Origin of the sequence: Qipengyuania gaetbuli (genome assembly GCF_020171365.1) — a bacterium.
Lineage (GTDB): Bacteria > Pseudomonadota > Alphaproteobacteria > Sphingomonadales > Sphingomonadaceae > Qipengyuania > Qipengyuania gaetbuli_B.
This window is the reverse complement of the sequence record NZ_JAIUZO010000002.1, coordinates 1,992,843-2,007,642: the sequence shown is the minus strand read 5'-3', so window position 1 is coordinate 2,007,642 and position 14,800 is coordinate 1,992,843. Positions and strand designations below refer to the sequence as shown.

Genomic DNA, 14,800 nt, shown 5'->3' with positions numbered 1-14,800 from the left:
GTTCACATCTCCTCCGGACCGCCCCGTCCCCGATACGCCGGATGCGCAGCCATGCTATGGCCCGCGCATCCGGCGTGACGGGAGCCCAGAGCCATGACCCAGGACACCATTACCAGATACGTGATAGCCGGGGGCGGAACCGCCGGCTGGATGGCAGCGGCGGCCCTTGCCCGTTTCGCCCCGCCCGGGACCTCGATCACGCTCGTCGAAAGCGATGCCATCGGCACGGTCGGCGTAGGCGAGGCAACGATCCCGCAGATCCATCTGTTCAACGGCGCGCTCGGCCTCGACGAGGCGGAGTTCGTTCGTGAAACCAAGGGCAGCTTCAAGCTCGGCATCGAATTCGACGATTGGCGGCGCCAGGGCGAAAGCTACATGCACGCTTTCGGCAATATCGGCCGCGGCGTCGGACTGCTGCCCTTCCAGCATTACTGGCTGCGTGCCGCAAAGCTCGGCATTGCCAAGCCGCTGATCCGTTATTCGCTCAACGAACTGGCTGCGCGCACCATGCGAATGCAGCGCGGGCGCCGCACACCGCAATCGCCCGAAATGCCCTATGCCTACCATTTCGACGCGGGCCTCTATGCCGCCTATCTCCGGCGCTTCTCGGAAGCCCGCGGGGTCGTGCGCAAGGAAGGCATGATCGCGCAGGTCGAACAGCACGGCGACACGGGCACAATCGCTGCCCTCGCGCTCGACGGCGGCGAACGCGTCGAGGGCGATTTCTTCATCGACTGCACCGGTTTTCGCGGCCTGTTGATCGAACAGGCGCTGGGCGCAGGGTTCGAGGACTGGACGCATTATCTGCCCTGCGACCGCGCAATGGCCGTCCCTTGCGCCAATGGCGGCGATTTCACGCCCTACACCCGCTCCAGTGCGCGGAAAGCGGGCTGGCAGTGGCGCATCCCGCTGCAGCACCGCATCGGCAACGGCATGGTCTATTCCTCGGCGCACCTGTCGGACGACGAGGCTGCCGAAACCCTGCTTTCCCACCTCGATGGCGAGCCGCTGGGAGATCCGCGCCCCATCCGCTTCACGACTGGCAAGCGCCGACGCCACTGGCAGGGCAATTGCCTCGCTCTCGGTCTGGCGGCAGGTTTCATGGAGCCGCTGGAATCGACCAGCATCCACCTCATCCAGAGCGCGATAAGCAGGTTCCTGTCGGTTCTTCCCGCCGGCCGGCCCGATCCGGCCATTGTCGACTGGTTCAACGACCAGGCCGATTTCGAATGGACCCGCATCCGCGATTTCCTCGTCCTTCACTACACGGCCAACGAACGTGAGGGAGAGCCCTTCTGGGACGCAGTCCGGCACATGGAATTGCCGGACACGCTGGAGGCCAAGCTGGAAAACTGGCGGGCCTCCGGTTTCATTCATCGCGAGCACGAGGAACTGTTCACCGAAGTGGGCTGGTTCCAGGTGCTCGTCGGACAGGGCGTGGAAGCGCGGGGCTACAACCCGATCGCCGACACGCTTGCAGAAGAGGAACTGCGCCAGCTCCTCGACGGCACCGAATTCGCCCTTATCGAAGAGGTGAAGCAGATGCCGCGGCATCTCGATTTCGTGCAACGATTCATCAATGCCCCTCCCCAGCAGGAAGCCCCCGCATGATCCGCAAGTCCCTTCCCCTCCTGGCCCTGGGCCTCGCGGCCTGTGCGACGGCGCAGACCCCGCCTGCTGCCGTTTCGACCGGGCCGGAAGTGAATTTCAGGGACCGCCTGCCGAGCGAGGAAATCGTCTATTTCGTCCTGCCCGACCGGTTCGAGAACGGCGATCCGACGAACGACCTTGGTGATTTCACAGGCAACCGCCTGCAGACCGGTTACGACCCCACGGCCAAGGGCTTCTTCCACGGGGGCGACCTCAAGGGCCTGACCGACCGGCTCGACTATCTGGAAAAGCTGGGCGTCACCGCCATCTGGTTCGCGCCGATCTTCCAGAACAAGCCGGTGCAGGGCCCTCCCGGTGACGAAAGCGCGGGATACCACGGTTACTGGGTCACCGATTTCACCCGTCCCGACGGCCATTTCGGCACGCGGGAGGAGTTCAAGGCCTTCGTCGGTGCCGCCCATGCGCGCGGGATGAAGGTCTATATGGACATCATCACCAACCATACGGCCGACGTCATCACCTATGCCGATGGCGACGCGACCAATTTCGAATACCGCAGCAAGGGCGACTATCCCTATTCGACGCGCGGCGGCCCCGATGGTGCGCGGATCAACGAAGGCTTCATGGGCGATAGCGACAGCAGCGAGGCGAATTTTGCCAAGCTGACCGATCCGAACTACGCCTACATCCCGGTCGTGCCCGAGGCGGAAAAGGACGTGAAGGTCCCCGCCTGGCTCAACGATCCGATCTACTACCACAACCGCGGCAACAGCTCGTTCACCGGCGAAGACAGCCGCTTCGGCGACTTCTCGGGCCTCGACGACCTGTTCACCGAGCATCCGCGGGTGCGGGCCGGCATGATCGAGATTTTTGGCGACTGGGTGCGCGACACCGGCGTCGACGGCTTCCGCATCGACACCGCGCGTCATGTCGATCCCGGTTTCTGGCAGGAATTCGTGCCCGCTCTCGAAGCCGTGGCGAAAGAAAACGGCATCCCGAACTTCCACATGTTCGGCGAGGTCTACAAGGACATCCCGGAAAACGGCTACATCGCCGAGTATACCCGCCGCGACAAACTGCCCGCCGTGCTCGATTTCGCCTTCCAGGCAGCGATGCGCGAACTGCTCGGGCGGGACAAGGGTACGGTCGTCCTGGCGCATATGTTCGACGGCGACGTACTGTATGAAGGCGGCGAGGATACCGCGGGCAAACTGCCCACATTCCTCGGCAACCACGACATGGGACGGTTCTCGACGCTCATCAAATGGGACAAGCCCGAAATCTCGCAGGACGAGTTGCTGAAGCGCGTCATGCTTGGCCACGCGATGATGCTGAGCCTGCGCGGCAGCCCGGTGATCTATTACGGTGACGAGCAGGGGTTCGTTGGCGACGGCAACGACCAGCTTGCCCGCGAAGACATGTTCCCTTCGCGCACCGCGGTCTACAACGACAATGACCTGATCGGCACGGACGCGACCACTGCGGACAGCAATTTCGACGAGAACCATCCGCTGTTCCGACTGATCGCGGAATTCTCCGCCATCCGGCGCGCGCACTCCGCCCTCACCCGCGGCCGCCAGGAAGTGCGCCATTACGAGCAGGAGCCGGGCATTTTCGCCGTCAGCAGGTTCGATCCCGACGAGGGTACGGAATACCTCGCCGTGTTCAATACCACCGGCGCCCCGCGCAGCGCCAATGTGATGCTCGGCTACGATGCCCGCCGCCTCGATACGCTTGCAGGATCCTGTCCGGCGGCAGTAACCGCGCCGGGCAGCGCCGCCTTTACCCTTCCCGCCTTCGGCTGGGCCGTGTGCCGCGTTTCGGAGACCTCGAAATGAACCGCGCAAGTCCGATTGTGAACGTTCACACCGACGCTACCGACCTGCCCTGGTGGAAGGGTGCGGTGATCTACCAGATCTATCCGCGCAGTTTCCGGGATTCGAACGGGGACGGTATCGGCGACCTTCCCGGCATTACCGAGAAGCTGCCGCACATTGCCGGCCTGGGTGTCGATGCGATCTGGATTTCGCCCTTCTTCAAGTCGCCGATGAAGGATTTCGGATACGATGTGTCCGACTATTGCGACGTCGACCCGATCTTCGGCTCGCTGACCGATTTCGACGCGCTGGTCGCCCGCGCGCACGAACTGGGCCTCAAGGTGCTGATCGACCAGGTCTATTCGCACACTTCGGACGAGCACGACTGGTTCGCCGAAAGCCGTTCCAGCCGCGATAATGCAAAGGCCGACTGGTATGTCTGGGCCGATGCCAAGCCGGACGGCTCGCCGCCTTCCAACTGGCAGTCGGTGTTCGGCGGACCGGCGTGGACTTGGGACGCGCGCCGCGGCCAGTATTACCTGCACAATTTCCTCAACAGCCAGCCGCAGATGAACCTGCACAATCCGCAGGTGCAGCAGGCGGTGCTGGACGTCATGCGCTTCTGGCTGGAACGAGGGGTCGACGGTTTCCGCATCGACGCGCTCAATTTCGCGATGCACGACCCGCAATTGCGCGACAATCCGCCGGCGCCGGCCACCGACCGGCAGCGCACGCGCCCGTTCGACTTCCAGCTCAAGACCTACAACCAGTCGCACCCCGACATTCCCGCTTTCATCGAGCGTATTCGCGCCCTGACCGACGAATATGACGGCGTGTTCACCGTCGCCGAAGTCGGCGGGGACGATGCAGAACGCGAGATGAAGGCCTTTACGGAAGGCGAGAGCCATCTCAATTCCGCCTACGGGTTCAACTTCCTCTATGCCGAGAAGCTGACGCCGACGCTGGTCTGCTCCGCGCTGGCCGAGTGGCCCGACGAAGACGGTATCGGCTGGCCGAGCTGGGCATTCGAAAACCACGACGCGCCGCGTGCCCTCAGCCGCTGGTGCGCTCCGCAGGACCGCGACGGTTTTGCCCGGCTCAAGGTGCTCCTGCTGATAAGCCTGCGCGGCAATGCCATCCTCTATTACGGCGAGGAGCTGGGCCTCACGCAGGTCGATATTCCGTTCGACCAGCTGCACGATCCCGAAGCCATCGCCAACTGGCCGCTCACCCTCAGCCGTGACGGTGCACGAACCCCCATGCCATGGGATGGCAGCGCGGATGCAGGCTTCGGCAGCAGCCAGCCCTGGCTGCCGGTGGGCGACGAGAACCTCGGCAAGGCTGTATCCGCCCAGGACGGTGCGGCGGGCTCGCTACTCGAATTTACCCGCCAGGCGATTGCCCTGCGCAAGGCTAATCCGGCACTGCACCACGGCCCCGTTGTCGCCTGCAAACATGACGGCGACCTGCTCGAACTGGTCCGCGAGGCCGGCGGCCAGCGCCTGCGCTGCCGGTTCAACCTCGGCGCGGGCACGATCGCCTGCGAGGATTGCGACGGGCAGCCGCTGATCGCCATCGGCGGCGCCAGCGCGACCGCCCTTCCCCCCTACTCCGCCATCATCCTGGAGACTGCCGCATGATCCGCCACATTGCCCTGCTGCTGGGCGCATCGCTTCTTCCCATCAGTGCGGCACAGGCGGAAACCGTCACCTCGCCCGACGGCCGGATCAAGGTATCGCTGGACGCGGACGGCGAAGGCATTCCCTACTACGAGGTCACGCGCGACGGCGTGCCGGTGATCACCAAGTCGAACCTCGGCTTCAATTTCACCGACGCCGATCCCATGCGCCGCAATTTCGAAGTCGTCTCCTTCCGCGAGGAAGCGCACCAGAGCAGCTGGGAACAGCCCTGGGGCGAACGCCAGTGGGTGCAGGACTTCCATAACGAGCTCGCCGTCACCTTCCGCCAGCGCGATACGTCCGCCCGCGAAATCACGGTGCGGATGCGCGTGTTCGACGACGGCATGGGCTTTCGCGTCGAATTTCCCGAAAGCGCGTCGCAGCCGGTCTACCGGATCGCCGACGAACTGACCGAATTCAACATCGCGGGCGACGGCACTGCCTGGTCGATCCCGGCGGGCGACTGGAACCGCTACGAATACCTCTACCAGAAGACGCCCGTCAGCGCGCTGTCGACGGTCCATACGCCCGTGACAATGGTCCTGGACAATGGCCTGCACCTGTCCTTCCACGAGGCGGCGCTGGTCGATTATTCGGGCATGTGGCTGAAGCGCATGGACGGCACGCGCCTGCGCGCCCTGCTCTCGCCTTCGCCCCGCGGTCCCAAGGTCATCCGCGAAGGCGCCTTCGCCACGCCGTGGCGCACGATCCAGATCGCCAGCGGGCCAAAGGGCTTGTTCGAGAGCAATCTCATCCTCAACCTCAACGAGCCGAACAAGCTTGGCGACGTGAGCTGGTTCACGCCCCACAAGTACATCGGCATCTGGTGGGAAATGCATCTCGACAACACCAGCTGGGCGAGCGGCGCCAAGCATGGCGCGACCACCGAGAATGCCAAGAAGCACATCGATTTCGCCGCCGAACACGGTTTTCGCGGCGTGCTGATCGAAGGCTGGAACCTGGGCTGGGACGGCAACTGGTTCGGCAATGGCCGCGATTTCGATTTCACCACCGCCTATCCCGATTTCGATATCGAGGCGGTAGCCGCCTATGCCCGCGAAAAGGGCGTGCGCATCATCGGCCACCATGAAACCGGCGGCAACATCAAGGTCTACGAAGAGCAGCTGGCCGACGCGATGGCGTTCTACGAGCGGCTCGGCATCGATGCGGTCAAAACCGGATATGTCGCCGATGCGGGCAGCGTGATCGCCCCCGCAGATGAAAACGGCGAAGGCGAGATCCTGGTCTGGCACGACGGGCAGGAAATGTCGCGCCACCACCTCAAGGTCGTGAAGGAAGCTGCCGAGCACAAGATCGCCGTCAATCCGCACGAGCCGATCAAGGACACGGGCCTGCGCCGCACCTATCCCAACTGGGTCAGCCGGGAAGGCGCGCGCGGTGCGGAATACGATGCCTGGGGCGTGCCCAAGAACGATGCCGGGCACGTACCCGAGATGATCTTCACCCGCCTGCTGGCAGGGCCGATGGACTATACGCCGGGCGTCTTCTCGCTCGAAGGACGCGGGGCCGAAGCGGCAGACATTCCCAGCACGCTTGCCCGCCAGCTGGCCTTCTACGTGGCGATCTATTCGCCCATCCAGATGGTCGCCGACCTGCCGGAAAACATCGCGAAATACCCGCAGGCGCTGGACTTCGTGAAGCGAGTGCCGGCCGACTGGGCCGAAAGCATGCTGGTCGACGGCAAGGTCGGCGAATTCGCGGTTATCGCCCGGCGGGATCGCAACACGCTCAACTGGTACGTCGGTGCGGTGACCGATGAGAAGGAACGGCAGGCGAAGGTGCCGCTCAGCTTCCTCGATCCGGGCAAGAGCTACCGCGCGACCGTGTGGCGCGACGGGGCAAAGGCCGATGGACTTGGGGCCGATCGCCATGCGATGGAGGTCGAGACCATGACCGTAACCTCCGACAAGACGCTCGACCTTCGCCTTGCCCCTGCGGGCGGCTTTGCGATCGAGTTCGTGCCGCTGGGGTGATGGACGCGGCCAAACCGCCCCGTGTCGTCGTGCTGGGCGGCGGCAGTGCAGGCTGGATCACCGCCTGCCTGCTGCACCGCGAATGGGGCGACCGCGGGGGCACCGTCACTGTCGTCGAAAGCCCCGCCATCGGCATCATCGGCGTGGGCGAAGGCTCGACCCCGCAGCTCAAGGCTTTCTTCGACCATCTCGGCATCACCGAGGCGGACTGGATGGCTGCCTGCGACGCAACCTACAAACTCGGCATCCGTTTCACCGGCTGGAGCGAGCGGGAAGGCTGCGAGAGCTATTTCCATCCCTTCCCCGGCCCTGTCGACCTGCACACCGAGCCCGGCTTCACCCACAATTGCGCGCTGCGGCGCCGCGGGGTGGACGTCCCGGCCCACCCGGACGACTGGTTCCTCGCCGCGACGCTCGCTGCCGGGTGCAAGGGGCCGCAGCCAGACGCCAACTTCCCCTTCCCGCAAAGCTATGGCTACCATTTCGATGCCCACAAGCTCGGCGCGTTCCTGCGCGACTGGGCCGTGCCGCGCGGCGTCGAACACCGGGCGCTAAAGGTGGAGGACGTCGAGCTGGATGCGCGCGGCGACGTGGCTGCACTCCTGTGCGAAGGCGGGGAACGCGTGGAGGGCGATCTCTTCGTCGATTGTTCGGGCTTTGCCGCGCTGATCGCCCAGAAAAAACTGGGCGAGCGGTTCATCCCTTTCACAGAGAACCTGTTCAACGACCGCGCGGTCGTCTTGCCCACCCCGCATTCCGGCCCCGTGATCCCGCAGACCGAAAGCGTGGCAATGAAGGCCGGATGGCGCTGGTCTATCCCGCTGACGACGCGCGTGGGGAACGGCTATGTCTATTCCTCCCGCCACATTTCCGACGAGGAGGCAGAAGCCGAACTGCGCGCGGCGCTCGGCCTCGGACCGGACGATCCGCAGGCGCGCTTCCTGCAGATGAAGGTCGGCCGGCTGGAGAACAGCTGGACGCGCAACTGCCTTGCCGCCGGACTGTCGCAAGGCTTTATCGAACCGCTCGAGGCGACTGCGCTGCATATCGTCATCGCCACCGCGCTCGATTTTGCCAGTGCCTACGAAAGCGGCGGTTTCACCGACCGGCACCGCGACGAGTTCAACCAGCGTATCGCAGCCCGCTACGACGGGATCCGCGACTACATCGTCGCCCACTACCGGGTGAACCAGCGCAGCGACACGGATTACTGGCGGGAAAATGCCGCCAACCAGGCGCTGTCCGACAATCTCAAGTCGATGATGACGGCGTGGTTCACGCACCAGCCCATCATCGAGGCCAATGCCGCGATTTACGGGCAGGAACCTGCCTATGCCGCGATGAGCTGGCATGCGCTGTTCGCAGGCTATGGCACCTTCCCGCCGCGCGAGAAATTGCAGGCCGCACCCCAAGGGCTGGATGTCGCGGATGTGGAGGCGACCCGTGCGATGCTGGCCGCCTGCGCGCGCAATTTTCCCGACTATTCGCCGGTCTGAGGACGCTTAGCGCGGATCCGGCGTATCGACCGGGCCGACCTCGCCCTGCACGACTTCGCCCGACTGGAAGATCGGTCCCTGCGTCGGCAATGCCGTGGTGGTTTCGCCCGTCGCAGGGTTCTGCGTGGCGACCACGACCGGCTGCTGGGCGGAAGCGGGCGGTGCCTGCGTCGAAGCCGTGGCGCTACGCGGCGCGGCTGCCGGCATGGAGTTCACCAGCGTCTGCCCCGGTGCGACATTGACCCGCGGATCGAGCGGGTTCGTGTACCCCTGCACCGTGGTGGTCACGGACGAAGGGCCGTAACGCGAATCCCAGGCGGCCAGATCGACGCGGTACTGCTCGTAAGCGCGGTAGAAATCGTTGAAGACCGACTCGATCCGCGGCAGCGCGACCGCCGCGAAACTGTCGAGCGTGTTCGGCTCTGCCAGCAGCACTTCCTGGCTGACGGAATAGGTCACGTCGCAGAAGTTCTTCAGCGCCGGCGGCAGCGCGAAATAGTTGTAGACCTGCGTCATGTAGGAATCCTGCACGTCGCGGTAGGTCGCCCCGTACTTCTGGCGGAATTCGCTCTGCAGGGCGCGGTTGGTGGCCGACAACTGGCGCGCGTTGCGCTTCAGGAAAGCGCCGTAATTGTCGACGATCGAGGTGCGCATCGGCTCGGGGCAATTGAGCGCCGCCACGTTCATCGCCGAGCGCAGGTTCCAGGTCGTCTGGGACGGGGTCAGGTTGGCATTGACGGTCTGGCGCACGCCGTTCGCCACCAGCGGGATCGTCATGCCCGTGGTCGCGCCCATCGGCGGGACCGGACGCGGCGGTATCACCACCGGCGGAGGCGGCGGAGGCGGCGGAGGCGGCGGGGGTGGCGGCGGAGTGGCACAGGCGGCAAGAGCGAGCAGACCGCCGGCGACGGCGGTGAAGCGGATTGTGATGTTCGAACGGCGGCTCACGGCGCGCTGGCCCTCCTCAAGCATGTGCGACCCCAACATGCGCCTGTCTGCATTGACCGGCGATGAAGCGTGGCCGAAACCTAGCCGCAAGCAGGACCAAAGAAAATGCCCGGGGCGCAAGTTACGCCCCGGGCACGATGAAGAGAGTCGCTGCTGCGACGGGCGGAGCGAATTACTCGCGGTTGCCCAGGAACTGCAGCAGGAACATGAACAGGTTGATGAAGTCGAGATAGAGGCTGAACGCACCCATCACGACCGCCTTGCCCGCATATTCGGTACCGCGGACATAGCTGTATTCGTTCTTCAGGCGCTGGGTGTCGTAAGCCGTGAAGGCGGCGAAGATCAGCACGCCGAGGATATTGATCACCAAGGCCATAGCGCCCGACTGGAACACAAACTGGTTCAACAGCATTGCCACGATAATGCCGATCAGGCCCATCGTGAGGAAGCTGCCCCAACCCGACAGATTTTTCTGGGTAGTGTAGCCGAATAGGCTGAGGCCCGCGAAAGCAGCAGCCGAGGCGAAGAAGGCCGAAGCGATCGATTCACCCGTGTAGGTTTCGAAGATCGTCGACATCGACAGGCCGAATATCACCGCGAAGGACCAGAACATCGCCTGAAGCGTGGTCTTGCTGAACCGCGCCACGCCGCCGAAGCTGAGCACGAGAATGAAAGCCAGTGGCGAGAGCGAGATGATCCAGCCAAGCATCGTCGGCTGCCTGACTTCACCCATCGTGGTTGGTACTGCCTGATATGCTAGATCGAACAACGGCGAATTGACGAACAGCAGCGCGACGATGCCGGTCAGCAGCACGCCCGATGCCATCATGTTGTAGATCGACAGCATGTGCTGGCGCAGGCCAGCATCGAAAGTGGTCTGGCGGGATACGGCGTCGCCCGCGCGCGGTACGGACGTGGCGCCCGTCCTACGGTCGGTGTCGTTCCAGTCGGACATTGTCAAAACTCCTCTGCGCGCCTCACACAATAGTGCGGCGCTCCGGACCCGAATATCGGTGTTTCTCCGGTCGATTTCAAGCGAAACCGGAATGCCTTTGGCTAACGCAAATCAACCATTTGGGCCCTGCGGTCAGGCTTCGCCAGCCGCATCCACCATGGCGGCCTTCAGCGCCTCGCGCGGGGTCTTGTCACCCCAAAGCACGAACTGGAACGCCGGGTAGAAGCGGTCGCATTCCTCGACCGCGATTTCGACCAGCGACTGCGCCTGCGACAGGCTGAGCAGCCCTTCGTCGCCCAGGATGGTGCCGTTGCGATAGAGCAGCACGCCGCCGTTCGACCAGATGTCGAAATGGCCGAGCCACATCTGCTCGTTGACCAGCGTCACCAACTCCTGCGCAACCGCCCGCTTTTCATCCGGGATGCGGATTTCCGGCAGGCACAGCAGTTGCAGGACCATGTCTTCCGGACGCCAGATCCCGCGCAGCTGGTAACTCGTCCAGCTGCCCGGCACCTCGCCGCTCATTTCCTCGCCCGACGACCCGCAGGCCCAGCCGCGGGCCTCGAACAGGGCCATCAGCATATCGAGTGGAGCGGCGTCCTCTTCGGCCTCGAACCGGCTTTCCGAGGTTCTCATTCTGGCGATCCCGTGGCTCTCATGTGAGGCCTTTTGCAGAACGGCGTGGCGGCTTGGCAATCGGCCTGCGCGAGGGTGCTGGGGAGAACGCAAGCGGCTTGTGCAAACCCTGTGCACAAGCTGCCGGATACGGATAGGCGAGGCCCGCTCAATCGAGCGGCGCAATCTCCTGGCCTTCGTCGCTGGAGAACGGGAAACTGTCGATTTCCAGCTCTTTCAGGCGGGTCACCATGGCGCGCGCGGCATCGCGCGATTCGTAAGGCCCGGCCAGCAGACGGTTGGCTTCGCCCCAGGGCGTGGTGAACGGGCCCTTTTTGTCGAGCGCGCCGTCAGCCTTGCGCGAAATCCTGCGCCAGTCGTAGCCCAGCGCCTTCAGATCCTTGCCGGTCGCGACCTGCACCCAGTGGCGGGCTGGATGTTTCGGCGGGGGCGGCGGAGGCGGTGCTTCGACCTCGCGCGGGGCCTTGATGCGGGTGATGTCCACTGCACCGGCGCGCGGTGTGGCACTGGTTTGCGTAAGGTCGAAATCGGCGAAAGCATCCGCGACGCTCGGCTCCGGCTCGGCCGGTGCAGGCGCGGGAGGCGGTGATGCTGGCGGAGGCGCCGGAGGAGGCGCTGTCTGCGATACGGCTGTCGTTGCCGGAAGCTCTCCGCGCGCAACAACGACCGGCTCGCTGACGGTCGACGCGATCTGCGGTGTGGGTGCAGGCGCGGGCGTGGGCGCCGGAAGAGGTGGCGGCGGCGGCGCAGGTCGCTGCACAACGGGTTCGATGCGCGGACGGCTCGTAACCGAGCGCTCGAAGGCCGGGATCGTGCTTGCCACCTGCGGCGCGGCGCGGCGCGGTTCGGGCGAAGGGGCAGGTTCCGGCGTCGGTGCCGGTGTTGGCCTTGTGGCCTGTGCCTGCTGCTGCGCGCGGGTGCGCTCGAGCTGCGAACCCATCGGCGGGCCTTGCGGCGCAAGGCCTGCATCCGCGCCGCGCACTGCGGAACTGTCGAACCCGGCGATCGCCGGATCGTCGCGACCGATTGCTGCTGTTCGCGGGAATACGCCGAGCGTCCCTGCGGCCGCCTGCTGCGCGGGCGTCAACTGCGGCATGTAGCGGAGGTAAGGTTCCACACGCGAAGCCATGGGCGTTGGCATCATGTCGCGCGCGATCTTCACTGCTGCCTCGACCTCGCCCAGCACAGCGAGGCCGAACGCGCGGGTGCGGAACGCGGCATTGTCGCCCTGTTGCAGCAGCGGCAGCAACGTCGCCTCGAACCCGGCCTTGTCGCCAGATATCGCCTGGCTGAGCGCGAGATTGCGCCGGATATCGGAGTTCTCGCCCTGCGACAGCGCCAGCCGGTACAGCGCTTGCGCACTCGCCGCATCGCCGACGAGGTCGAAAGCGAGCCCGCGGTCGGCGGCCATCAGCGCCGGTGCAACCCCTGCCCGCTCGGCCTCGGCGAAGAGCTGCAACGCCTCAACGGGGCGGCGGGAATAGGTATAGGCGCGTGCAAGGCCCAGCGTGATGCGCGAATTGGCCGGCGCTATGTCCTGGGCACGGCCGAAGAAACCGATGGCGGCGGGAATGTCACCCAGCTTGAGCGCTGCTTCGCCTGCGTCGAGCAGGGCCGGAACATCACCCGAATTGCGCGCAAGCCGCTGGAGGGCCGAGTTGAGCTCGTCCGTCCCTTCGGGCGGGAGCGGCTGGACCACTTCCTGCGCTGCAAGCGGGGTCGCGGCGATGGCGAGCGCGACCAGGGCCGCGCCGCGCCATCTGCTGTTTTTCATCGGTCGATACATGGCCTGCCCTTGCCGCGCCCGGAGCGCAGCGGGGTTCGGAAACCTTACTGGTTGTTCTGGCGTCCAAGGAAGCGCGGGATGTTGAGCGAGCCGCTGCTGCCCTCATCCTCGTCGCCATCGTCATCGTCGTCGCTTTCCGACTGGGATGAGCCGCGCGACAGGTTCGCCATGCGTTCGAACAGCGTGCTGCCCTGCGAAGCGGGTGCACCGCCGCCGGCATCGCCGCCGCCGCCACCTGCGCCGCCGCCCAGGATCGCCTGCTTGCGGCCGGGCTTGCTGGCGAGCGGGCTCTGCCCGTCGGCATACTGGTCCGCGCCGAGCTGCAGTTCGTCCTGGCCTGCTTCACCGTCGAGCGGGTCGGACAGGTCGAGCGGCGAACCGGCAGCGCCATCGCCATCGTCGGTCCAGCCGTCACCGAAGCCGGTGTCATCGGCCGGCGAAGGCAGGTCGTCTTCGTCGTCGGCGTAATTGTCGAAACGCTCGGTCTCTTCGTTGCGCAGGCCGGCGAGCGGATCGACGATGCCGTCGACATCGTCGTCTTCTTCGTCCTCGTCACCGAAATCGTCGGCGCTGGCAGACGACAGGCCCAGCGAGGAGATGCCCTCGTCTTCGGCCATAGTGTCAAGAACGTCTTCTTCCGGCTCGGCCGAGAGGCCTTCGCTCAGTTCGAAGGGTTCGTCATCGGTCACGCTTTCGCTCGGCAGGTCGAGCACCGGGCGCTGCGGGGCGCGCGATTCCGACATGGAGAAGCTGCGCGTCGGCGCTGCGGCAGACGAACCGCTCTGTTCGATGCCGGTGGCAACCACCGAGACGCGGATCTTGCCCTGCAGGTCGGGGTTGAAAGCGCTACCCCAGATGATGTTGGCGTCTTCGTCGACCAGCTCGCGAATGTGGTTCGCAGCCTCGTCGACTTCGAGCAGCTTCATGTCCTCGCCGCCAATGATCGAGATGATCACGCCCTTGGCGCCGGCCATCGACACGCCGTCGAGCAGCGGGTTGGCAATCGCCAGTTCGGCAGCTTCGAGCGCGCGGTTTTCGCCCTCGCCCTCGCCGGTGCCCATCATGGCCTTGCCCATTTCGCTCATCACCGAACGCACGTCGGCGAAGTCGAGGTTGATGAGGCCCGGCATGACCATGAGGTCGGTGATCGAACGCACGCCCTGCTGCAGCACCTCGTCGGCGAGCATGAAGGCTTCCTTGAAGGTGGTTTCCGCCTTGGCGACCAGGAACAGGTTCTGGTTCGGGATGACGATCAGCGTGTCGACGTGCTTCTGCAGTTCCTCGATCCCGGCTTCCGCGGCGCGCATGCGGCGGGTGCCTTCGAACAGGAACGGCTTGGTCACGACGCCGACAGTCAGCACGCCCTTGCGGCGCGCGGCTTCCGCGATGACGGGCGCTGCACCGGTGCCGGTGCCGCCGCCCATGCCGGCCGCGATGAAGACCATGTTGCAACCGTCAAGCGCGTCTTCGATGTCCTCAACCGTTTCTTCGGCCGCGGCCTTACCCACTTCAGGGCGGGCGCCAGCGCCGAGGCCGCCGGTGATATCCGGGCCGAGCTGGATGCGCTTTTCGGCCGACGAGCTGGACAGTGCCTGCGCATCGGTATTGGCCACGATGAATTCCACGCCCTCGATCTCGGCCGCCATCATGTTCGCGATCGCATTACCACCGGCGCCACCGACGCCGATCACCATGATCTTGGGACGCAAATCGTCGCTGGAAGCGGGGCCGATATTGATGCTCATTGAGCTTTCCTCGAAGTAAAAAGTCGACTGAAAACGGTTATGTCACACCTTTGGCAGAAAGCGAATCGCCGCGCCAAAGGTAAATAGCCTTATCCACAAGGCCTAAAGCGCGTGTTACCTTGGCATTCAACCA

The 14,800-nt window shown here is 64.9% G+C and carries 10 protein-coding genes; 5 read left to right on the top strand and 5 right to left on the bottom strand.

All coding sequences use genetic code 11. The features are described 5' to 3' along the window. Positions 1-93 precede the first annotated feature (93 nt). Genes LCL94_RS10435 through LCL94_RS10415 form a run of 5 tightly spaced genes read left to right on the top strand, consistent with a single transcriptional unit; the run spans position 94 to position 8,597 of the window. The gene (locus tag LCL94_RS10435) at positions 94-1,611 is read left to right on the top strand and encodes a tryptophan halogenase family protein (protein WP_224832143.1); all 1,518 of its coding nucleotides are present in this window, start codon (positions 94-96) and stop codon (positions 1,609-1,611) included. Beyond that, complete coding sequence (locus tag LCL94_RS10430; protein WP_224832142.1) at positions 1,608-3,449, top strand: alpha-amylase family glycosyl hydrolase; 1,842 nt, start codon at positions 1,608-1,610, stop codon at positions 3,447-3,449. The genes LCL94_RS10435 and LCL94_RS10430 overlap by 4 nt, the downstream gene beginning before the upstream one ends. After that, positions 3,446-5,068: an alpha-amylase family glycosyl hydrolase gene (locus LCL94_RS10425; protein ID WP_224832141.1), complete on the top strand. Its 1,623-nt coding sequence runs from the start codon at positions 3,446-3,448 to the stop codon at positions 5,066-5,068. Before LCL94_RS10430 ends, LCL94_RS10425 begins: the two co-directional genes overlap by 4 nt. Further along, a complete protein-coding gene (locus LCL94_RS10420) occupies positions 5,065-7,101 on the top strand; it encodes a glycoside hydrolase family 97 protein (RefSeq protein ID WP_224832140.1) in 2,037 nt (678 codons plus the stop codon). The genes LCL94_RS10425 and LCL94_RS10420 overlap by 4 nt, the downstream gene beginning before the upstream one ends. Beyond that, on the top strand, positions 7,101-8,597 hold the full coding sequence (locus LCL94_RS10415) for a tryptophan halogenase family protein (RefSeq protein WP_224832139.1): 1,497 nt from the start codon (positions 7,101-7,103) through the stop codon (positions 8,595-8,597). The genes LCL94_RS10420 and LCL94_RS10415 overlap by 1 nt, the downstream gene beginning before the upstream one ends. A gap of 6 nt (positions 8,598-8,603) precedes the next feature. On the opposite strand, the gene LCL94_RS10410 is transcribed toward LCL94_RS10415, so the two are convergent. From LCL94_RS10410 to ftsZ, 5 genes are all read right to left on the bottom strand, one after another. Further along, complete coding sequence (locus tag LCL94_RS10410) at positions 8,604-9,545, bottom strand: hypothetical protein (RefSeq protein ID WP_224832138.1); 942 nt, start codon at positions 9,543-9,545, stop codon at positions 8,604-8,606. A gap of 172 nt (positions 9,546-9,717) precedes the next feature. Then, positions 9,718-10,500 carry a Bax inhibitor-1/YccA family protein gene (locus LCL94_RS10405; RefSeq protein ID WP_224832137.1) on the bottom strand — a complete coding sequence of 261 codons (783 nt, stop codon included), beginning with the start codon at positions 10,498-10,500 and terminating at the stop codon, positions 9,718-9,720. A 132-nt stretch (positions 10,501-10,632) separates the two neighbouring features. Continuing rightward, positions 10,633-11,136: a YbjN domain-containing protein gene (locus LCL94_RS10400; protein ID WP_224832136.1), complete on the bottom strand. Its 504-nt coding sequence runs from the start codon at positions 11,134-11,136 to the stop codon at positions 10,633-10,635. Positions 11,137-11,284: 148 nt separating this feature from the next. Continuing rightward, positions 11,285-12,910: an SPOR domain-containing protein gene (locus LCL94_RS13430; protein WP_263611775.1), complete on the bottom strand. Its 1,626-nt coding sequence runs from the start codon at positions 12,908-12,910 to the stop codon at positions 11,285-11,287. Positions 12,911-12,966: 56 nt separating this feature from the next. Continuing rightward, on the bottom strand, positions 12,967-14,667 hold the full coding sequence (gene ftsZ, locus LCL94_RS10385; RefSeq protein ID WP_224832135.1) for a cell division protein FtsZ: 1,701 nt from the start codon (positions 14,665-14,667) through the stop codon (positions 12,967-12,969). Positions 14,668-14,800: the final 133 nt, after the last annotated feature.

Coding starts and splice junctions, on each gene's coding strand:
- LCL94_RS10435 (WP_224832143.1), top strand. CDS start 94: ATGACCCAGGACACCATTACCAGATACGTGATAGCCGGGGGCGGAACC.
- LCL94_RS10430 (WP_224832142.1), top strand. CDS start 1,608: ATGATCCGCAAGTCCCTTCCCCTCCTGGCCCTGGGCCTCGCGGCCTGT.
- LCL94_RS10425 (WP_224832141.1), top strand. CDS start 3,446: ATGAACCGCGCAAGTCCGATTGTGAACGTTCACACCGACGCTACCGAC.
- LCL94_RS10420 (WP_224832140.1), top strand. CDS start 5,065: ATGATCCGCCACATTGCCCTGCTGCTGGGCGCATCGCTTCTTCCCATC.
- LCL94_RS10415 (WP_224832139.1), top strand. CDS start 7,101: ATGGACGCGGCCAAACCGCCCCGTGTCGTCGTGCTGGGCGGCGGCAGT.
- LCL94_RS10405 (WP_224832137.1), bottom strand. CDS start 10,500: ATGTCCGACTGGAACGACACCGACCGTAGGACGGGCGCCACGTCCGTA.
- LCL94_RS10400 (WP_224832136.1), bottom strand. CDS start 11,136: ATGAGAACCTCGGAAAGCCGGTTCGAGGCCGAAGAGGACGCCGCTCCA.
- LCL94_RS13430 (WP_263611775.1), bottom strand. CDS start 12,910: ATGAAAAACAGCAGATGGCGCGGCGCGGCCCTGGTCGCGCTCGCCATC.
- ftsZ (WP_224832135.1), bottom strand. CDS start 14,667: ATGAGCATCAATATCGGCCCCGCTTCCAGCGACGATTTGCGTCCCAAG.